The sequence below is a fragment of the Mucilaginibacter achroorhodeus genome (assembly GCF_007846095.1).
Taxonomy (GTDB): domain Bacteria; phylum Bacteroidota; class Bacteroidia; order Sphingobacteriales; family Sphingobacteriaceae; genus Mucilaginibacter; species Mucilaginibacter achroorhodeus.
The window spans coordinates 367227-388703 of sequence record NZ_VOEI01000003.1; the positions used below are offsets into that span (position 1 = coordinate 367227).

17 protein-coding genes and 1 riboswitch are annotated in these 21477 nt (G+C 43.6%); of the genes, 5 read left to right on the forward strand and 12 right to left on the reverse strand.

What is annotated here, in order from left to right; translation table 11 throughout:
• Positions 1-117: 117 nt before the first annotated feature.
• The 4 genes from FPZ42_RS11375 to FPZ42_RS11390 all read right to left on the reverse strand — a co-directional run bounded on the left by FPZ42_RS11375 (position 118) and on the right by FPZ42_RS11390 (position 6589).
• Positions 118-1530: an efflux transporter outer membrane subunit gene (locus FPZ42_RS11375; RefSeq protein ID WP_146271435.1), complete on the reverse strand. Its 1413-nt coding sequence runs from the start codon at positions 1528-1530 to the stop codon at positions 118-120.
• A 33-nt stretch (positions 1531-1563) separates the two neighbouring features.
• Positions 1564-4716: an efflux RND transporter permease subunit gene (locus FPZ42_RS11380; RefSeq protein WP_146271437.1), complete on the reverse strand. Its 3153-nt coding sequence runs from the start codon at positions 4714-4716 to the stop codon at positions 1564-1566.
• A 45-nt stretch (positions 4717-4761) separates the two neighbouring features.
• The gene (locus FPZ42_RS11385; RefSeq protein WP_146271439.1) at positions 4762-5928 is read right to left on the reverse strand and encodes an efflux RND transporter periplasmic adaptor subunit; all 1167 of its coding nucleotides are present in this window, start codon (positions 5926-5928) and stop codon (positions 4762-4764) included.
• A 67-nt stretch (positions 5929-5995) separates the two neighbouring features.
• Positions 5996-6589 carry a TetR/AcrR family transcriptional regulator gene (locus FPZ42_RS11390; protein ID WP_146271441.1) on the reverse strand — a complete coding sequence of 198 codons (594 nt, stop codon included), beginning with the start codon at positions 6587-6589 and terminating at the stop codon, positions 5996-5998.
• Between the two features lie 186 nt (positions 6590-6775).
• Here FPZ42_RS11390 and xrtY point away from each other — a divergent pair, with 186 nt between their 5' ends.
• Positions 6776-7372 carry an exosortase Y gene (xrtY, locus tag FPZ42_RS11395; RefSeq protein ID WP_146271443.1) on the forward strand — a complete coding sequence of 199 codons (597 nt, stop codon included), beginning with the start codon at positions 6776-6778 and terminating at the stop codon, positions 7370-7372.
• Between the two features lie 9 nt (positions 7373-7381).
• Here the strand turns inward: xrtY and FPZ42_RS11400 are convergent, their stop codons facing one another.
• Both FPZ42_RS11400 and FPZ42_RS11405 read right to left on the reverse strand, forming a co-directional pair.
• The gene (locus FPZ42_RS11400; RefSeq protein WP_146271445.1) at positions 7382-7819 is read right to left on the reverse strand and encodes a DUF4395 domain-containing protein; all 438 of its coding nucleotides are present in this window, start codon (positions 7817-7819) and stop codon (positions 7382-7384) included.
• A gap of 1 nt (position 7820) precedes the next feature.
• Positions 7821-8297 carry an Lrp/AsnC family transcriptional regulator gene (locus FPZ42_RS11405; protein ID WP_146271447.1) on the reverse strand — a complete coding sequence of 159 codons (477 nt, stop codon included), beginning with the start codon at positions 8295-8297 and terminating at the stop codon, positions 7821-7823.
• A gap of 146 nt (positions 8298-8443) precedes the next feature.
• Positions 8444-8635: riboswitch (cobalamin riboswitch) on the forward strand.
• Between the two features lie 150 nt (positions 8636-8785).
• On the opposite strand from FPZ42_RS11405, the gene metE reads away from it, so the two are divergent.
• Entirely contained in the window at positions 8786-11092 is a 2307-nt protein-coding gene (gene metE / locus FPZ42_RS11410; protein WP_146271449.1) for a 5-methyltetrahydropteroyltriglutamate--homocysteine S-methyltransferase, read from the forward strand.
• Positions 11093-11165: 73 nt separating this feature from the next.
• Here metE and FPZ42_RS11415 read toward each other — a convergent pair whose 3' ends face one another.
• On the reverse strand, positions 11166-12164 hold the full coding sequence (locus FPZ42_RS11415; protein WP_146271451.1) for an SDR family oxidoreductase: 999 nt from the start codon (positions 12162-12164) through the stop codon (positions 11166-11168).
• 30 nt (positions 12165-12194) lie between these two features.
• Complete coding sequence (locus FPZ42_RS11420; protein ID WP_146271454.1) at positions 12195-13358, reverse strand: zinc-dependent alcohol dehydrogenase; 1164 nt, start codon at positions 13356-13358, stop codon at positions 12195-12197.
• Positions 13359-13537: 179 nt separating this feature from the next.
• Here FPZ42_RS11420 and FPZ42_RS11425 point away from each other — a divergent pair, with 179 nt between their 5' ends.
• The 3 genes from FPZ42_RS11425 to FPZ42_RS11435 are packed head-to-tail and all read left to right on the forward strand — an operon-like array spanning position 13538 to position 17224.
• Positions 13538-15313 (forward strand): carbamoyltransferase family protein, encoded by a 1776-nt coding sequence (locus tag FPZ42_RS11425; protein WP_146271456.1) that lies wholly within the window; start codon positions 13538-13540, stop codon positions 15311-15313.
• Positions 15258-16226, forward strand: a complete 969-nt coding sequence (locus tag FPZ42_RS11430) for a glycosyltransferase family 2 protein (protein WP_146271458.1) — start codon at positions 15258-15260, stop codon at positions 16224-16226. Before FPZ42_RS11425 ends, FPZ42_RS11430 begins: the two co-directional genes overlap by 56 nt.
• Before the next feature lie 5 nt (positions 16227-16231).
• A complete protein-coding gene (locus FPZ42_RS11435) occupies positions 16232-17224 on the forward strand; it encodes a glycosyltransferase family 9 protein (RefSeq protein WP_146271460.1) in 993 nt (330 codons plus the stop codon).
• Here FPZ42_RS11435 and FPZ42_RS11440 read toward each other — a convergent pair.
• Genes FPZ42_RS11440 through FPZ42_RS11455 form a run of 4 tightly spaced genes read right to left on the reverse strand, consistent with a single transcriptional unit; the run spans position 17151 to position 21088 of the window.
• A complete protein-coding gene (locus FPZ42_RS11440; RefSeq protein WP_146271462.1) occupies positions 17151-18281 on the reverse strand; it encodes a glycosyltransferase family 9 protein in 1131 nt (376 codons plus the stop codon). The two genes, FPZ42_RS11435 and FPZ42_RS11440, sit on opposite strands and share 74 nt — an antisense overlap.
• Positions 18262-18843: a D-glycero-alpha-D-manno-heptose-1,7-bisphosphate 7-phosphatase gene (locus FPZ42_RS11445; RefSeq protein ID WP_146271464.1), complete on the reverse strand. Its 582-nt coding sequence runs from the start codon at positions 18841-18843 to the stop codon at positions 18262-18264. The genes FPZ42_RS11440 and FPZ42_RS11445 overlap by 20 nt, the downstream gene beginning before the upstream one ends.
• The gene (locus FPZ42_RS11450; RefSeq protein ID WP_146271466.1) at positions 18843-20117 is read right to left on the reverse strand and encodes a glycosyltransferase family 4 protein; all 1275 of its coding nucleotides are present in this window, start codon (positions 20115-20117) and stop codon (positions 18843-18845) included. Before FPZ42_RS11450 ends, FPZ42_RS11445 begins: the two co-directional genes overlap by 1 nt.
• Complete coding sequence (locus FPZ42_RS11455) at positions 20114-21088, reverse strand: glycosyltransferase (protein ID WP_146271468.1); 975 nt, start codon at positions 21086-21088, stop codon at positions 20114-20116. The genes FPZ42_RS11450 and FPZ42_RS11455 overlap by 4 nt, the downstream gene beginning before the upstream one ends.
• Between the last annotated feature and the right edge of the window lie 389 nt (positions 21089-21477).

The following is a 21477-nucleotide window of genomic DNA, read 5'->3' on the forward strand; positions in this document are numbered from 1 at the left end:
CACTGCCTGCATTTTATACTTTAAATTCAAATTTGACCTCAGCGAGCATTTTCGTTAACAAAAAACCCGCTGCGTTTTAAGTGCGCAGCGGGGTTTTTGTTGTATCTGTTCATGAAATTATCTCCAGCCACCGCCAAGTGAGCGGTATAAATTAACAACGGCTTGCAATTGCTGCAGTTTATCGTTAACACCACTCAACTGCGCCGAAAGCAAACTTTGTTCTGAGGTTAATACATCGGTATAATTTGTGGCCGAACTATAGCGTAATAACTCTTTTGTATAATCTACCGCCTTTTGTAATGCTGCCAGTTGTTGCGTGCGCGAGTTTTGTTTCTCAACCGCGGTTTCGTATTCATATAAAGCGTTTGAAACCTCAGAGCCTGCAGTTAATATACTTTGCTGGAATGCATAAAATGCTTCTTCCTGTTGTGCTTTTGCGGTACGCAAACGTGCTTTGTTCTCACCCCTTGCAAATATCGGCTGCGTTAAACCACCTATAATATTGTAAAAGATGGAATTACTGAACAGGTTTTTAATAAGCAATGACGACACGCCACCCTGCGCCGTAATCGTTAACGAAGGATAAAAATATGCTTTAGCAGCGTTTGTAGTCTCAAAGGCCGCCCGGAAAGCAAATTCTGCCTGTTGTACATCCGGTCTGTTTTTTAACAATTGTGACGGTACGCCTACCTGCATATTGGTGTAAGGTTTTTGCTCATCAAGCGAACCGCGTTTAATAGTACCAGGCGTACGGGCAAGCAATATACTTAACGCATTTTCCGTTTCACGGATGCTGCGTTTAAGATCGGGTATGGTAACTTCTGCGGCGTAGCGGTTAGCTTCACTCTGTACTACAGCGGCACCGTTAACTATTGCGCTTTCTTTTAACGCTTTCATTGTCTCCACATCGTTAATGCGGTTTTTGAGAGTTTGCTGCGTAATGGCCAGTTGTTTATCTAATGCTAATAGCGCATAATAATTATTGGCAATGTTCGCTATTAGTTGTGTTTGTACTGCACGCTTGCCTGCGTCACTTGCAAAAAAATTAGTCAATGCAGAGCGCTTAGCACTGCTTAGCTTACCCCATATATCAGCCTCCCAGCTTGAGCTTAAGCCCAATTGATGTGTGGTAGTTGTCAATATGAACGAGCTGGCAAATTCCGGCGGAAAGTTTAAACTTGCCAACGAAGTTTTAGTCCGCGTGATCTGTGCATTGGCAGATAAACTTGGGAACAAAGCAGCCTTAGTTTGTTGCACGGTTGCGTAAGCCTCATTAATGCGTTGCATGGCAGTTTTAAGGTCGAGATTATTTTGCAAGCCTTCCTTTATCAGGTTTTGCAATTCAACATCAGCAAAAAGCTGCTCGATTGGCATCGTTGCAATCGATGTTGTGTCCGTAATTGTGGTATCACGGTACAACCTATCTGTTTGAGTATTTAGGTTTGGCCGCTGATACTTTTTAGTAACACATGATGATACGATCATCGTTACCGAAAGCATAGCAAATACAGGCCATTTATATGTTTTCATTTTTGTTGTGATCTTTGTTTGTCTGCAAATAAATTAAGCCAGTTCAATATCTTCCTCGTCGTCATCTTCCTCTACACGTTTAGAGCTGATGCGCTCCTGTAAGGTTTGGAAAATGACAAATAGCGTAGGGATTACGAATACCCCGAACACCGTACCGATAAGCATGCCGCCTACCGCACCTGTACCAATAGAGCGGTTACCCTCTGCACCTGCACCACTGGCCAGCATCAAAGGCACAAGGCCCAGGATAAATGCAAAGGACGTCATCAAAATTGGTCGTAAACGTGCCACGGCACCTTCAACCGCTGCCTCAACTATACTTAATCCACTACGGCGTCGCATTACGGCAAATTCCACGATCAGGATGGCATTCTTAGCCAGCAAGCCGATGAGCATGATGAGCGTGATCTGTAGATAGATATTGTTTTGTACACCAAATATTTTAGCAAAAACAAATGCACCGGCCAAACCAACCGGTAGCGATAACAATACCGCGAAAGGCAGGATGTAACTTTCGTACTGTGCACTCAAAAGGAAGTAAACAAATATCAAACACAGACCAAAAATGAAAAGTGTCTGGCTTCCGCTCGATATCTCTTCACGGCTTAAGCCTGAAAATTCATAACCATAACCTGTCGGCAACGTTTTCGCAGCAACTTCCTGCACAGCCTTTATGGCATCACCGGTACTGTAACCCGGTTTTGGTGCACCTGTTATGCTGATAGAAGTAAATAAGTTAAAACGGCTGATCGATTCCGGCCCGTAAACTTTTTGCAAGCTAACAAACTCGGTTATTGGCGCCATAACGCCATCATTGTTGCGCACGTAGATTTGGTTGAGACTCTCAGGTGTTGCGCGATAAGCCGCATCAGCCTGTATCATTACGCGGTATTGTTTACCAAACTCATTAAAGTTTGAGGCGTACAAGCCACCAAAGTAACCCTGCAATGTGCCTAATACTACATCAACACCAATGTTGGCATCCTTACATTTTGCAACGTTCACATCAACTTTATATTGGGGGAAGTTGGTGTTAAAGAAAGTGGTGCCATATTGTATTTCCGGGCGCTGATTAAGTGCTGCAAGAAATTTCCCATTTACGCCCACAAAATCATCTATGGTGCCGCCTGTACGGTCTTGCAATTCCACTTCAAAACCGCTGCTGTTACCAAAACCCTGTAAAGATGGCGGCGCAAAAAAGATGATCTTTGCTTCCTTAATACCAGCCGTCATACCAAACATTTTGCCGGTAACCGCGCTTACAGTATGTTCTTTACCTTCCCGTTCGCCCCAAGGCTTTAATTTGATAAACAAGATACCGTATGAACCACCTGCACCGCTCAATAACCCAACGCCACCAATGCGGGTGACTGATTCTACCTCGGGAAGGGAACGCACCACACTTGTAACTTTCTCGGCTACTGCAATTGTTCGCTCTAAAGAAGAAGCAGGTGGCAGACTGATATCGGCCATAATAAAGCTTTGGTCCTCATCTGGTACGAAACCGCTTGGTGTGGTCTTCAGCAAAAACCAAAACAAACCGGCAAATACAGCAATACCTAATACCGCTATCCATTTCTTAACAGATAAAAAGCTTACTGAACGTTTATATTTCTCTGTAACAGCATCAAAAGCTGTGTTGAATGCACCATAGAAACGATTTAGTAAACCTGTTTTATGTTCGCCTTCATTGTGAGGTTTTAACAACAATGCACATAGCGCCGGACTAAGCGTTAGCGCGTTAACTGCCGATATGATGATAGATATAGCAAGCGTTAAACCAAACTGTTTGTAAAAGACCCCCGATGACCCTGTTATAAACGATACCGGGATGAACACTGCGGCCATTACCAGCGTTATGGAAATCACGGCCCCGCTTATCTCATTCATGGCGGTTATCGTTGCTTTCCGTGCCGATCTTGCACCTTTATCCAGCTTAGCGTGCACCGCCTCAACCACCACGATGGCATCATCCACCACGATACCAATAGCCAGCACCAGCGCAAACAGTGTAAGCAGGTTAATGGTAAAGCCGAATAGCTTTAAGAAGAAAAATGTCCCCACAATGGCCACCGGCACTGCAATAGCCGGTATCAAAGTAGAGCGGAAATCCTGCAGGAAGACAAATACTACAATGAAAACCAGGATGAATGCTTCGATCAGCGTATGGATTACCTTTTCGATCGACACATCCAGAAATTCGTTCGCGCTGAATATGGTGTAAACACTTACACCTTGCGGGAAGCTTTTGGCAGCGTTGTCCAACGTTTGCTGTACTTCCTTGATCATTTCATAAGCGTTTGAACCGGCCGATTGGTAAACGGCTAAAGCTATAGATGGCTCGCCGTTAGTTACCGTTTCACTGTTGTAAGTAAGTGACCCGAGCTCAACCCTTGCAACATCTTTCAGACGAAGCAGTTGGCCGCCTTTGGCCGAACGAATGATGATGTTCTCAAACTCCACAGGCTTTTTCAAACGGCCTTTGTATTTCAAAACATACTCAAAAGATTGGTTACTATTTTCACCCAGTTTACCGGGTGCAGCTTCAATGTTCTGCTCAGCAAGCGCGTTGCTAACATCACTTGGTATTAAACCATAAGTGGCCATCACATCAGGTTTTAACCAAATGCGCATAGAATAATCCTGCGTACCAAATGCTGATGCATCGCCCACGCCGTTGATACGTTTTACCAGCGGCACCACGTTAATGTTGGCGTAGTTTTGCAAGAAAGTTTGATCGTATGATTTGTTGGAACTTTTAAGGGCAAACACCATCACCATGCTGCTCTGTTGCTTACTGGTGGTGACACCTGCCTTAGTAACTTCGGCTGGTAATAAAGGTGTAGCCTTTGAAACCCGATTCTGCACGTTCACAGCCGCCAGATCGGGGTTGGTACCCAATTTGAAATATACAGTAATTGTAGCAGAACCATCGTTACCGGCTTTAGAGGTCATGTAGGTCATGTTCTCCACACCGTTTATCTGTTCCTCCAACGGAACAATAACGCTATTCATTACCACATCGGCGTTTGCACCATTGTATGCTGCTGAAACCTGTACGGTCGGGGGTGCAATTTCAGGATATTCAGAAATAGGCAGCGATGTTAGGCCTATTATACCCAATATTACTATGATGACCGATATGACGGTAGATAATACCGGCCGTTCAATAAATTTACGTAACATAAATATTTTGTTGTGCTGCGGAAGATCCCACAGTTGCGTAAAAAACTATTTCAGATCGTTGTAGGCACCTTCGCCGGCTTTGGTATCAGGTTTAATTACCATACCATCGTGCATGTTGGCAAGGCCATCAAATACAACCGTTTCACCGCCCTTAAGCCCATCAGTTACTACAAAGTACTGGCCCGACGGAGCATCCATAGTTTTGATCTCGGTTGATTTTGCTTTGCCGCTGTTATCCACTACGTAAACAAATCGTTTGCCTTGCAATTCATAAGTTGATTTTTGCGGAACCAGTAAGCCGCCTTTAATTGGCTGCGGTATGCGCACAACCGCGCTACCACCACTGCGGATAAGCCTTACAGGATTATCAAACGTAGCCCGTAGCTGCGATGAACCTGTAGCAGTATTGATCAATCCGTTGGCAGTTTCAACCTTACCTTTTTCAGGATATTCCGTACCATCTGCAAGTATCAGTGTCACCGGCGGCAATTGTTTTAGTTTAACATCGAGAGATGAACCTTTGTACTGTCTTGAAAAATCAAGCAATTGTTTTTCATTAAGCGCGAAATAAGCATATATCTTACCGATATTTGATACGGTGGTGAGTGGTTCAGCCGTGTTGCTATTGATCAGGCTTCCTAATTTGTAGGGTATTGCGCCAACCACGCCATTTACAGGGCTTGTAACCTGTGTGTAAGATATATTGGTTTTTGCATTAGCCAACGTTGCCCTGGCCTGTTTCAGCGCTGCTCTGCGCGACTGCAGTGTTAGCTCTGCTGATTCCAATTCGAACTTGCTGATGATGTCTTTTTCTACCAGCGGGCGGGTTTTGTTAACCTGTAACTGTGCAGCATTAACATCTGCCTCTGCGCTGCTGATTGCTGCCGCCGCTGTGTTAACCTCCTGCGCGTACTGCGGTGCGTTTATAGTAAATAACAGCTGACCTTTTTTAACTACGCTACCTTCGTCAATGTAAATCTTTTCGATATACCCGTCGATCTTCGGACGGATCTCGATATTCTGCTGCCCTTGCAGCGTTGCGGGATAATCGGTGTTAATGGTAGCATCTTTTTGTTCTACTTTAAATACAGGGAAACTTTGAGGTGGCTGCGCGCCCGCGCCGGGCTGCCCCTGCTGCTGGTTGCCGCCACAAGCAGCTAATAGCAGCACTGCCGAACTTATGCCGGCAAGTATTGAAGCTTTTGCTTTCATGGTGATGTTGGATGTATGTGAGTGCATGTTTGTGAGTAATCTGTTTGATTGTTTAGATTTTATTTTGTTACTGCTTGCCAAAAAGCATTTTGCAGGTAATGTCTTTACGCTCCAGCATAAGCTTGGTAAATTGTTCATTGGTGAGCTTATAAAGCTGCTTATACAGGGGCCTCATAATAAGTGGATAGATCATCAGCGAGAACATGTTCATTGCAAAATGAATAGGATCCATTTTTGGTAAGCGACCTTCATCTATCTCTTTCTGAATCTGCGCTGAAAAATTTTCAACTTTCAGATTCATATCCGGTTTGTTATGCAGATTGCTGTTGGTGTTCATTTCAGTTATCAAAAAAGTTTCCTGGTAGGGATACTCCATAGAATCTGCCATAAAAACATCAATAAAACTTTCTATTTTCTCTCTAAAAGGAATATCGCTTTCCATTATTTGCGACAAGCGATTATCCATATCGTCCATACCCTCTTCGTACACTTGCCTTATTAATTCGTCTCGTGACCGGAAATAATAATTGACCAATGTTCTGTTAACACCAGCAGCATCAGCTATGTCTTGAGTAGTAGCATGCAAACGGCCTTCTTTAAAGAAAACCTGTTTCGCAGTGTCTTTTATGAGTTGTTCAGTACCTGTATCTCGCGTTGTCATTGTTTGACAAAAATGTTAAACATTTAAATTAAACAAAAATTTCAAACACAAAATGGCATGTTGATGACGAATTGAGCTTTGATAGGTACAATTAGAGAATTTAAAAGAAAGCGTAGTCAGTGTTGTATTTAACAAATAGTGGTATTAGTTTTAAAGCTTCAAACAAAATTGGATTTACGCAACCTGATGGAGAATCAATTAAAAGTATCCGAAAGAAAAAAAAGGGGAAACAAGATTGCGTTAATCTTTGTAGCTAAACTTTTTTTAGTTTATTTCTTTTTAAGCGAGGGCAACAAATTTATGTTTAGCGCTACTTCGCCTGGCGGTCGTTTTTATCATCCATTTGTTGCGGAACATTTTAATTATATACAAGGGCTTAGAAACATCCTCATTATACCAAGCACCTGGATCATCAACGCTTTTGGATTTATGGCATACCGCAACGCTACAGAATTAATGATTATTGATGGCCCTATCCTGATGGTAAATTACGATTGCCTCGGGCTTGGCGTAATGAGTTTCCTGATTGCTTTCTGCGTTGCATTCCCTGCAGAATGGAAAGCTAAGGTTAAGTTGTTAATATTTACAGTGCTTACTGTTTACATACTAAACGTTTTTAGAATAAGCGGATTAGCGTTGTTACTCAAAGTTTATCCAAACCAGCAGCAGTACTTTACCTACCACCACGAAATCTTTAATATCACCATTTACATAGTGATATTTTTGATACTATACTTTTGGATAAGAAGGCATACAATTGTACCAACTTCCGCTACAATTTAAATTGAGGTATTACCTCGGCCTGAGTTGTTTGGTCCATGTGTAAATATAGCAGCCGGCGCAAATCCCCGCAAAAGATTCAAGACTTGCAAAAACCACCAGCAAACCGGCGATAATTTGTGACTGTGGCTTAAACCCAAACATCAACCCCACAAACAAAAGTCCTGATATTACAGTACCCATCAAGGCTGCAAAACGCTTTGGCCCGCGGTCAACAAACCGGCTCTTGAGCTTAAGGGAAGTCGCAATGCTCCCGGCCAAAATATTAAGTGGACCGTATTTGCCATAGTTAAGGCTTCGGAGCAGAAAGTCGAGAAATAATACAGCCGCTACTACCGGGTTTGCTGTAAAAATGATTGCTATGGCAAAGGCAACGACAAAGAAAGCTACCACTCTAACCCGTGTTTCATCTATTCTCACCCCATCAATGGGGCACTCTAACTTTTGCATATTATAAATTTATATTGTGCGTATTTTTGTTTTCGCACATTACAAATGTACTATGCGTACTGCCAATACTTTTAACAGAACCTAATTTATTAAAAACAAAATCCTGATAGTGCTTCATGTCTCGCGCATAAACCTTAAGTAGAAAATCATAATCGCCTGATATATTATAGCACTCAACTACTTCCTTAAGTTGCATAACGTCTTTCACAAAATCACTCCCTATAGCTTTGTCGTGTTGCTTTAATTTGATGTTGCAAAATATCATCAGGCCATAACTTAACTTCTCGGCATCAAGCACGGCAATATATTTTTTTATAAAACCAGACGCTTCCAATCGTTTTAAACGCTCGAAAACCGGCGAAGGTGAAAGGTTTACTTTGGCCGCAAGGTCTTTTGTTGCTATGTTGGAGTCTTGTCCAAGGTGTTTTAACAACTGTATATCAATATCGTCTAATAGTTCGTTTGAAGAATATTTCACGGCCAAGGTTAGCTAAATAATTTATTTAAAGATTATTTTACTGACAAAGCTATAATTTTTATTCTTTAACACTTATTTAAATACTTTTTTCAGTAATTAAAACCTTGTATTTAGCTTTACACCGTTTTGTTTAATCAATTCATAGTTCTTTATTCACCGATAATGGTTTCCGGCAAACGCCGGGATTAAAAGGGAACCGTGTGTAAATCACGGGCTGTCGCGCAACTGTAAGTAACCAAAAAGTTTTTACCAATTGATGCTCACTGACTGTTATTGCTGTTGGGAAGGGCGGTAAAGATGTTACAAGCCAGGATACCTGCCTCTACCGGATAGACAAATGCTTTCGCGCAATAAGGCAAAAGGTCTTCGTAGAATATTACCTCGGTAAACTCCCATTATCGATAAGTGTTTTGCCTGCCCTATCCTGCCGTTTTGCGTTGTGAAGCTTTGTCTGCAGCATTTATTTTTTCATCATTAACTTATTGAAAATGCTTACGCAAAATTTAGGCTATCCGCGTATTGGTAGTCATCGTCAACTAAAAAAAGCCTGCGAAAACTATTGGGCCGGCAAAATAACCCTTAAGGAATTGCACCAGTTGGGGCGCAGCATCCGAGAAGAGAATCGGAACACCCAACTACAGGCAGGGATAGACCTGATACCCTGCAACGACTTTAGCTATTACGACCAGGTTTTAGATATGAGCCTTTTGCTCGGCAATATCCCCGAGCGCTATGCCCCTGTTCTCTCGCAGATAAAAGGAAACACGGAAACGGACCTGTATTTCGCCATGGCACGCGGTTATCAGCAAAACGGTCTGGATATTACCGCTATGGAAATGACCAAATGGCTTGATACAAACTACCATTACATTGTACCGGAATTTAAGTCAAAACAGAAGTTCAGCATCTTCTCTGAAAAGATATTTGGCGAGTTTGCCGAGGCCAGGCACTTGCTTGGCAACAAAGCCAAACCTGTATTATTAGGTCCTGTAAGCTACTTATTTGTTGGTAAAGAAAAACAGGAAGGTTTCAATCGTATAGATCTGATCAAAAACCTTGTAACTGTTTACGTAGAAATCATAAACCAACTTAAACAACAGGGTGCTACCTGGATACAATTGGACGAACCGATATTATCGCTTGATCTTTCCGCTAAAGAAAAAGATGCCTTAAACTTCGCCTACCGATACATTGCTAACCGTGTAAGCGATATAAAAATAATGGTGGCAACTTACTTTGAGGGCTTGCTGGAGAATACTCATTTGGCCGTGAACCTGCCTATTGCTGCTCTTCATATTGACCTCGTGCGTGCCCCTGAACAGCTGGAAGATGTACTTGAAGCTATCCCAGCCGGCCTTCAATTATCATTAGGTTTAGTAGATGGCCGCAATGTTTGGAAGAACGACTATGAACGCTCATTAGGCTTTATAAAAAAAGCTATTGAAAAGATAGGAGACGACAGGTTGATCATAGCCCCTTCTTGCTCTCTTTTGCACAGCCCGGTTGATCTTGAGCTGGAAACTGCCTTAGATTCAGAAGCCAAAAGCTGGATGGCCTTTGCAAAGCAAAAATTAGATGAGGTACGTGAATTGAAACTGATAACCAAAGGTAATACTGAACTTTTAGTGGCTAATAATGAGGCCATAAAAAGCCGCCGTAACTCGAATAGGGTGAACAACCCTAAAGTGGCAAAACGCGTTGCAGCTATAACAACCGTAGACATTGACAGAGCGAGCGACTTTGTGACCAGGCAGCACATACAACGACAACGTTTTGCTTTGCCTGCCCTACCTACAACAACAATTGGCTCATTCCCACAAACAGATGATATCAGGCAATTACGTGCCCGTTTTAAGAAAGCTGAAATAACCGAAGATGAGTATGAACAGGCACTTAAACAAGCAACCATAGACGTGATACGCTGGCAGGAAGAAGTTGGATTAGATGTGCTGGTGCATGGCGAGTTTGAGCGTAACGACATGGTAGAATACTTTGGTGAGCAGTTGGATGGTTTCCTGTTTACAAAAAATGGCTGGGTACAAAGCTATGGCAGCCGCTGCGTTAAGCCGCCTGTAATTTATGGTGATGTTAGTCGCCCTGTGGATATGACCGTTAAATGGATAACATTTGCAGACCAACAAACCAAAAAACTGATGAAGGGAATGCTAACAGGGCCTGTCACAATACTTCAGTGGTCTTTCGTTAGGGATGATCAGGAACGCGAGACCACCGCTTACCAGATCGCTTTGGCTATCCACGATGAAGTTCTGGCTTTGGAGAAAGCAGGCATTGGCATTATACAAGTTGATGAAGCCGCCATACGTGAAGGTTTGCCCTTGCGCAAATCAAAGCATCGGCATTACCTGACCTGGGCAGTAAAAGCCTTTAAGATAACAGCCAGTGGTGTTAAAGATGAAACGCAGATACACACCCATATGTGCTACAGCGAGTTTAATAACATTATCGAACATATCGCCCAAATGGATGCAGATGTGATCACCATTGAAACATCGCGCTCGCAAATGGAATTACTGCAAGCCTTTGCCAGTTTTGATTATCCGAATGAGATTGGCCCCGGTATATACGATATACATTCGCCGCGCGTGCCTACTGCCGAAGAAATGGTAGCGTTGCTTACCAAAGCTGCGGAACTTTTGCCTCCGAAAAACCTTTGGGTAAACCCAGACTGTGGACTTAAAACCCGCAAATGGCCTGAAACCAAAGCCGCCATCGCAAATATGGTTGCAGCTGCTCGCGAGGCAAGGTTGAAAATAAGTACTGAGGTCACCGCTTAAATTAAAAGCAAATAGCTGCGTACTTAATTGTACGCAGCTATTTTTATTGAGCAGAAAACACACCTAAAATTTATTATGGCTGGCCACCACCACCCGCTGAGCCATAAACCTGGCCAGTTGCATAGCTTGCATCGGCCGCGGCTAATTGTACATATATTGATGCAAGCTCTGCCGGTTGACCGGGCCTGCCCATTGGCGTTTGGCCGCCAAACTGTTTCAGTTTTTCCATAGTAGCACCGCCACTTACTTGCAACGGAGTCCATATCGGTCCGGGAGCAACTCCGTTTACGCGTATACCTTTTGGCGCCAACTGTTTAGCTAAAGATTTAACGTAGTTCATGGTGGCAGCTTTGGTTTGCGCATAATCATATAGATCCGGTGATGGATCATAGGCCTGCTCTGAAGTGGTACCAATAATTGCCGAACCCGGCTTTAAATGCGGCATTGCGGCTTTAATAGTCCAGAACGGCGCATAGATATTGGTCTTCATCGTAGCATCAAAATCCTCGCTGCTAACATCAAGGATGGTTTTACGGGTTTGCTGGCGGGCTGCGTTGTTCACCAGGATATCCAATCCGCCTAATTGTTTTACGGCTTCATCAACCATTCGTTTACAAAAATTCTCATCCCTCAGATCGCCCGGGATAGCAACAGCTTTTACACCCTCTTTTTTCATCAAGGCGATCACTTCCTGCGCATCCTGCTCTTCTGCGGGCAGATAGTTTATTGCAACATCAGCACCCTCGCGGGCATAAGCTATAGCAGCAGCACGGCCCATCCCTGAGTCACCACCGGTAATTAGCGCCCTACGACCCTTTAATCTGCCCGAACCTTTGTAGCTTGTTTCGCCATGATCAGGTCTTGGGTTCATTTTGCTCGCTAAGCCTGGCCATGGTTGGCTCTGCTCCATAAAAGGTGGTTTAGGATACTTTGTTGTGGGATCTTCAAGTGGTTTTGCTTCCATCGTATTATTTGTAGTGTTACCTAATGCCGGGGCTGCAACAACAGCCGCCAATGTGGTTCCTAAACCGGCAACCGCTTGTCGCCGGGTCATTTTGTTTTCGTTAGACATTGTTGTATAAATATGCTTCTTATTATTTATTTATTCCCATGGCTTTAAAACCACTTTAACACAGTCGTCCTCTTTCTTCTGGAACATATCATAACCTTTGGTAACCTCGCTTAAAGGCATCGTGTGCGAGATAATATCATCCAGAACAACTTTCTCTTGTTTAACCAGGTCGATCAGGTGATCTACGTAATTTATCACCGGTGCTTGTCCCATTTTAAGGGTGATGCCTTTATCAAACAAGCGATGGAAAGGGAAGTTATCGTAAGTAGAACCATATACGCCTACTACTGATACGGTACCCATACGACGAACAGCTTTGAACGCAAGGTCCAATACTTTCATACTGCCTACTTCAAAATTGATAAGGGCCTTTGCTTTATCTACAATGCTTCGTTCAGGTTCAAAACCTACAGCATCTACGCATACATCTGCACCACGGCCGCCTGTCATTTCCCTAATTGCTTCAACAACATCAACATCGTGCGGGTTCAGGGTTTCAACTTTGTTAACCGCCCGTGCACGTTCTAAACGGTACTCAAGCGGATCAATAGCAATAACCCTGCTTGCGCCGTTTATCCATGCAGCCTTTTGTGCCATTAAGCCTACCGGACCTGAGCCGAAAATGGCAACAACCTCGCCGCCCTTAAGTGCGGCCCAGTCAATTGCCGACCATCCCGTAGGGAATATATCAGTAAGGAAAAGCACCTGCTCGTCACTTAGGTTATCAGGCACGACCTTCGGGCTAATGTCTGCATAAGGAACTCTCACATACTCTGCCTGACCACCTGAGTAACCTCCATACAGGTCGGTATACCCGAATAAGGCAGCACCTTTCTGATCGAGCATGTCGCCGTCTGGGCCATAATGTTTATAGTTTGAATTTTCGCAAGCAGGTGATGCATCATGCTGGCAGAAAAAACAATGCCCGCAAGCAATAGGGAAAGGTACTACCACCCTATCACCGCGTTTAAGATTGGTAATGGAGCTGCCTACTTCCTCAACAATGCCCATAAACTCATGCCCCATTACCATAGGTTCTTTTTGCGGCACACCGCCGCTTAGTATATGCAAGTCGGAGCCGCAAATAGCTGTAGATGTAACGCGGAGGATAACATCACGGGAGTCCTCAATTCTCGGATCCTCAACGGTATCGTATCTGATGTCGCCAGGTTTGTGAAATACGGCTGCTTTCATAATTTTTTCTTTAAGTTTTCAGTAATTACAACACTTTGTAATTCTTTATAGTTTTAATTAATTATCATTTTAAGAAAATTTATTTATTTAAAACTTAACATAATTCATTGTGTTCTTAATTGACTGCGTACCAAATACACTATGCATTTGGAGGCTTAAAAGCACTTATATCTACCTGAATGTATACACTTGGAGTTAATGCAGCTTTCCATGATTCGGCGGCATGTTTAGTAAAAGATGGCATTTTGCTTGCCGCCACAGAAGAAGAACGTTTTATCCATTACAAACATGGCAAACGCCCGGTGCCATTTTCAACCTGGGAACTTCCATTCCACGCAATAGATTATTGCTTAAAGGTTGCAGGCATTCATATAAACGATATAGATAATATAGCATATTCATTTGATCCATATTTGCTAATAGGTGAAAAGTACCGTGGTAAAGAAACCATTGAGATTCCTTTTGAAGAGGGCTGGTCGCACCTTAACGAAGACTTCAACAATCCTTGGGAACCGTTATTCCTTTCATCCATCATAAATGCGCCAGCACAACTCAGGGATGGGTGGCCGCATCACTTACAATTGCGCTTTACAGGCTGTAATATTGGTCGTGATAAATGGCATTTTGTGGAGCATCATATCTCACATGCTGCGAGCGCGTTTAATTGTTCGCCATTTAGAACGGCAGCCGTAATGACAGTTGATGGCCGTGGTGAACAGGCAACCACAACATATAATATTGGCCACGGCCAGCAGTTGGACAGGATAGGCCAGGTAAATATGCCGCATTCATTAGGATTGTTGTATGAGGATGTCACCACTCACCTCGGTTTCCTGCACTCAAGCGATGAATACAAGGTGATGGCTTTAGCTTCTTACGGCAAGCCGGAGTTTGTAAACGATTTCCGTGAGATAGTGCAGATGGGCGCTAACGGACAGTATACCATCAACAATCAAAACTTAACCGAACGATTTGGCCCTAAACGCCTGCGTCATGAAGAATTTACCAAACATCATTTTAATGTAGCACATTCGCTACAGTTAGTTTTGGAAGAAGCCATGCTTGAACTTACTGCCTGGCTGCACGAAGAAACCAAAGAAGAAAACCTTTGCCTTGCCGGTGGCGTAGCGCTAAACTGTGTAGCCAATGCGCGCATACGAGACAAAGGTTTCTTTAAAAACATCTGGGTACAACCAGCATCAGGCGACGATGGTACCGCCCTTGGCGCAGCGCTATGGGTTGATGCGCAGCAACGCAAAAGCGATGAAAAATCTTTTGTTATGGATCACTGCTATTGGGGACCGCAATACAGCGACGCTGAAATTGAAAAGCAGCTAAAGCTTTGGAAGGTGCCTTACCGTAAATTGGAAAATATTGCCGAAGAAACTGCAGACATACTGGCGCAGGATAAGATAATTGGCTGGTACCAGGGCCGCATGGAATTTGGTCCGCGTGCTTTGGGTAGCCGCTCTATTTTGGCATCACCTATTAACCCGGCTATGCAGGCGAGGTTGAATGAGGTAAAAGACCGCGAAGACTTCCGCCCGGTGGCGCCCGTGGTATTGCAGGAAAAAGCCGGCGAATGGTTTAATAATGCCGAATACTCTCCATTCATGTTATTTGTTTATGATGTTAAGGAAGAGAAGGCTGATCAAATACCCGCTGTGAGACATACAGACGGAACCGCCCGCATCCAAACCATAAACCAGCAACAGCATAAAGATTATTACGACTTGCTAAAAGCCTTTGAACGCAAAACGGGTGTCCCGGTTTTAGTGAACACTTCATTCAATACTCTGGGTAAACCGATAGTTTGTACACCACGGGATGCGGTAGAATGTTTCTGGTCGTCTCCTTTTGATGCATTGGTCATTGGTTCATTTGTAATTGAAAAAGAAAATGGTAACCGTATCTATAGTGATACCGACGTATCAGCGGCCGAAGCTCTTAGCTAATTGTTTAAAGGCGCTGCTTCGTCAAAAATTTGACAGGCATCAATACGAGATCATTGTGGTTAGCGATGGGCCTGACGAACAAACAAAAGCTGTTATAAACGAATGGTCTCTTTACGATCATCCGCAGATCAAATACCTGCCGCTCCCTCAAAAGAAGGGACCGGCAGGTGCACGTAACTATGGCTGGCTAAATGCAAAAGGCAGCATTATTGCTTTTACCGATGATGATTGCCTGCCTGATGCACATTGGCTGCAACAAATAGTTGCCCACTGCAATCCGGAAAAAGAAATTGCAATAACCGGAAGAGTAATAGTACCCATCAGCGACCGACCTACCGATCATGAGCAAAACACAGCGCACCTGCAAACAGCAGATTTTATCACTGCCAACTGCGCATGTACCAAAAAAGCGTTGATTAAGGCAGGCGGCTTTGATGAGGAGTTTGAAATGGCCTGGCGAGAAGACAGCGATCTGCATTTCAAATTCATTCATAACAATGTGCCTATTACAAAGGTGGAAAGCGCTATTGTTGTGCACCCGGTACGGGCATCTCCCTGGGGCGTGAGCATTAAGGAACAGAAAAAGACGATGTATAATGCTTTGCTTTATAAAAAGCACCAGGACTTGTACGATAGACTTATCCGCCAAAAAACGCCGGTATTTTACTATTGCATTATCGCAGCTTTTTTAATGATGATAGCCGGATGGATCACTCAACATCAAACCCTATTTACCGTGGGTTCCGCTGGATGGGCCGGGCTAACCGTATGTTTCGCTTATAAAAGATTGAAAAATACCAGCCTGGCTGTGAGCCATGTTGTAGAAATGGTTTATACATCAATTATTATCCCGTTTGCCTCGGTTTTTTGGCAATGGTATGGAGCAATAAAATACCGCGTTTTATTTATCTGATCAATATGAAAATTCCTCACTTCGAAATAAAGAAGATAGCAACATTCCGCGCCCTTCAATTGGGTGATATGCTTTGTGTGATACCCGCGTTGAGAGCTTTACGAAATGCTTACCCAAATGCACAGATCACTTTGATTGGTTTGCCTTGGGGTAAATCGCTTGCTGAAAGATTTAATCAGTATTTTGATAACTTCATTCATTTTCCCGGCTATCCCGGTTTGCCTGAACAGGAACTTGATAAAGCTGCGTTTACCAGTTTTTTAAAAGAAGTGCAGGATGAAAAATTTGATCTTGCGATACAAATGCAGGGTAATGGCTCTGTAGTTAATCCAATGGTTGAGCTATTCGGCGCGAAATACACAGCAGGTTACAAAATCGATGGGCATTATGCGCCTGACAACGGCTTATTTATGACTTACCCTAACGAGGGCCATGAGATTGACCGGCATATCCGCCTGATGGAATTCCTTGGCATTGAATCACAAGGCAATGAGTTAGAGTATCCGTTAACAACCGCGGATTACGACGCGTTAGATGCTTTGCAGTTAGATATTGAACCTAAAACATATGTTTGCATCCATCCCGGCTCAAGGGGAAGCTACCGCCAATGGCCGGTGAAATATTTTGCTACCTTGGCTGATTACTGTATAGACGAAGGATACAAAGCGGTACTTACCGGCACAAAAGAGGAAGGTGGTATTATTGATGAGGTGATAAGCCTTATGAGGCATGAGCCTATTAACACAGCAGGCAAAACTTCAATGGGGGCAGTTGGTGTATTGATACAAAACGCTGCAATGCTTATATCTAATTGCACGGGTGTCTCGCATATCGCATCTGCGTTCAAAACACCAAGCATTGTGATCAGTATGGATGGTGAACCTCATAGGTGGGGACCCTTGGATACGCGCGTTCATCGCACCATCAACTGGCTGCAATCCCCGGATTTTCATCTGGTATTCCGGGAGACGGTTGAACTGGTAAGTCTTGCGGATTAAGCAAGTGTGTAACAGCATTTGATATATCGCCTGCATTCGGCATTGGCACCGGGCGATCATATAATTTTCTGTCTACATACCCTATAACTTCATTGCGACTGCGCATTTGAACAGGCACTGCAAATGGTAAAACTACATGCGGCACTTTCCAGGGCGTGTGCTGCGGATTGGTTTGCGCATAAAGCACAACCACAGGCGTACCAACAGCAGCTGCTATATGGATGGTGCCAGTATTTACAGACACCAGCAAAGGTGAATGTTTAACCAAACAAACAAACTCATTCAAAGGAAATAATCCTGCTGCGGAGTAGCAACCCGTCCCTATCCCGTCTGCTAAGTGTTCGGCGAATTGCTTTTCGCTCGCGGCGCCCGTAACAATAAGTTGATAGCCATCATTCACTAACCTTTTACCCGCCTCAACCCAAAGCTCAAATGGATATTCCCGCTTTGACTCGCTTACACCGGGATGAATCAATAGCCAGGGCTTCGCTAAATCCACACCAAGCTTACTTATTCGGTTACTGATAGCCGGCCATAGATCATTATCTACATCCAGGCTTAAATTATCATCGTCAATATAAGCGCCCACCGCAGCTACCAGATCAAGATCGCGCTTAACCTGATGTTTTATAAGCTCATAAGGTTCTTTATCGGGCACCCAATTATTAATGAGTTGATATGGATTTTCCCGGCAGTATGCTAATATTTGAGGTACGCCTGCCAGGTAAGCAAGCATAGCCGTAGGTTGCGGGTTTTGGCTATAAACGGTAAAAACAACCGCAGCATCGAAGTTTTTATTTTTAATATCGGCAATTACGTCATAGAACGCTTTTGTGTCCTCGATTTCTGCAGTCTTAACCCAAGGCACATCATACACCATTACTTCGTCAATCTCGGGCATCATCAGCGTAATACCTTTAGCCATTATTGAGGTAAGCAAGGTTATACGAGCACCAAAGCTTTTCTTAAGCGCACGAATAGCGGGCCCGGACATGATCAAGTCGCCCATGTTGTCCGGGCGGATGCAGAGGATGTTCTTACAGCCCTGCCAATTCATGTTGGTTTGATTTTAACATCAGTATCGCAGCCTCATCAATTGATTTGGCAATTACTGTCGGCACCCGGTGATGGCCGGATACCCATTCCGTTTCATTACCGTTATCTATTAAAACCGTGCTACAGCCAGCGCGGTTACCTGCTTCGACATCGTTAAGGATGTCTCCTATCATCCATGAAGCTCCCAAATCGATATGGTGTTCCACTGCTGCGGTGAATAGCATGCCCGGCTCGGGTTTACGGCAGTTACAATCGGTGTTCAAACCAGGGACAATACCTTTGGGATGATGCGGACAATAGTAAAAAGCGGTTAGTCCAATACCTTGCGCTGATAACATTTGCCGGATGCGTTGCTCCACTCCTTTTAACATGTTCTCCTCGAAAATGCCACGCGCTACGCCGGATTGGTTGGACACAACAATAAAGAGATAACCAGCGGCTTGCAACCGCTTTAACCCTTCAATGGCATCTGCCTGAAGGGTTATCAATTGCGAATCGACATTGTAAGGGATATCAGGAATCAGCGTGCCATCTTTATCCAGAAAGATTGCTTTATTCTTCATTAAGCAGCCTGCGATTGTTTTTGAACTAAACGTGTAACCGGTGCAATGTTCCGGTAAACCTTCTTAAGCATATTGGCAACGTCTTCCCAGGTGAAATAGCAATTAACATGTTCAATTGCATTCTCACTCATATCACTAAGCAGCATCTCATCGCTAAGCAGTTCGTTTAAAGCCTGCGCTAACTGCTGCGGATTATGAGGCTCTACTAATACACCAGTTTCGCCATCTTTAATACTGTATTTTATACCGCCAACGTTGGATCCTATCACCGGCGTTCCGCAGGCCATGGCCTCCAGTGGCGTAATTCCAAACGGCTCGTACCATGGTGTAGTGATAAAAATATCAGCGGCAGCATAATAATATCTAAGCCTGTCTCGATTTTTGCGGCCTGCAAATATTACCTGCTCGATAACACCATGTTTCCGGGCAACGTTTAGCAGCCTCGCATACTCAGGGCAGGTTTCTTCTTCCAGTTTTTCACATTCTCCGCCAACAATCAGCAGCCTAACCTGCTTATTTTTAGTTTTTACGCCGGCCAACGCTTCAATAACATTGTCAACGCCTTTGCGCGGCACCATGCGGCCCAGCTGCAATATGATATGCTCATCTTGTGGCAAGCCTAATATCCTGCGTGCACACTGCTTATCCATAGGCGAAAACTCATTGTGACTAAACCCGCACGGTATAATTGAAATTTTGTCTTCATTAGCGTTATAGTAATTAATGAGATCTTCTTTATCCTGCGGGCACTCTGCTATAATTTGGTCGGCCATTTTCACAGCCTGTTCTTCGATGGCTAAACGCTCAACAGGAAATTTATCGGCATCATTTTGATGAATGCGTCTTACATGCCCAAGTGCATGAAACGTAACCACAAATGGTACGCCTAATTGTTGTTTAATCCCCATGGCTACCAATGCCGACATAAAGAAGTTTGCATGCACCAGCGTATATTCTATTCCCTCAACCCTGATGAACTTAAGCATATTGACCTTGAAGACTTTCATATAAGGTAAAAGTTCCTCTTTGGGTACATTAGCCACCGGACCGGCTTCTATATTAATCACGCGTACACCGTTAACCCAGTTAACAACATCCGGCAAATTAGCGTCATCTTTACGTGTAAACACATCAACCAGGTAGCCCTGTATTGCCAATTGCCTGGCTAATTGGGCAACATAAACATTTTGCCCACCGGTGTCAACTCCGCCAAGATTTGCAAGCGGCGAAGCATGATCGCTTATCATTGCGATCCTTTTCGTTTGATATTTCATGATGCTGTGATTAGGACTTCGGGTACGTGAGTATTGGTCACTTCGTTAAAAAGTTGTTCCCAATCGTTGGCAAAACGCTCAATGTTAAAGCGCTGCATAGCTACCTTTCTGCCATTATTACCTATTTCGAGGGCCAGTTCCGGCTCTCTTATTAAAAGTTTCATTTTCTCTACCAGGTAATCCACATCTGTATGGATAAAACCTGATACACCATTTTCTATCACCGCTGATAGCTCTGTTGTAGCTAAACCTATAACAGGGATGCCCATCATCATGGCTTCGCAAATGGCCAGTCCAAGGCTGGTATATCTGATCGGGTTGAAAAAGAAACGGTAACGGCTTTGAAATTCGGGCAGCTGCGGATGCAGCACCTCACCAAGTCCAAGGTCTCCTGTACCCATGCCCACCAAATCAAGCGGTACATGTTTACGAACATTCATAAATATATCGTAACCTAACAGGCGGCCACGCGCCGGCAGGTTATTGATCACTACAATGCCTTTATCTAAATCACCTTTGTAAACAACACCGCTATCCGTAACGCCGTGTTCAATTACACGTGTCGGCGTGTTGTTACTATCCCACATTAAACGGTTGAAATGTGTAACGTGCACCAGCGTAACTTTGGGGTCATCTACCACATGTTTGGTATCGGTTGGATGCTGGCGCGGCGGGTCGTGCTCTATGTATATACGAGGCAGCTTGCGTTGTTCCTCTGAAAGTATCTCGTATTGGTCGGTCAAATAATTGTTGTTAGTTTGATATACTATGCAATCGAAAGTCTGATGCTTTACTTCCTCGGCGGGTATTTCTATCACATTGTTTCCGAAAGGAAAGGTTTCGCCCCTACCGTAGTAACCTTCTGTTTTTTCTGGTTTTGTGGGAATATATATATCGTAATTTCCCTGAGATAGATAGAACAGATAACTGCCGTGGATGTGCCACGTAAATACCTTTAGTTTGTTTTGCATGTGTGGGTGTTTGTGCCATAAAGTAACCAAACCGAACGCCACAATAAATTTAACTACTAAATAAATTTATATATTAATAACAATAATTTTATTTACCTATAAATCAAATAGAATAACAATTAGCCAAAATGTAATTTAATGTATTGGCTCTTTTAAAAACTGTCTGTTAAAACTACATGTTGTATGTTTCTCTTAACAATAGGCATTAATAGAACGCTCGTTTACATCAAACCCTTTTTTTTATTTCCAAAGTAAAATTTTGAGGGATGCCTGGAAATTGCGCTCGTCATGGTGGGAAGCAATTGCAGCTATTATCCTTCCCATTACAGGAAGTTTAGTTTTAACTTAAGATTAATCAGTCGTGGGAAAGCTTAATGCTGAAATAACTT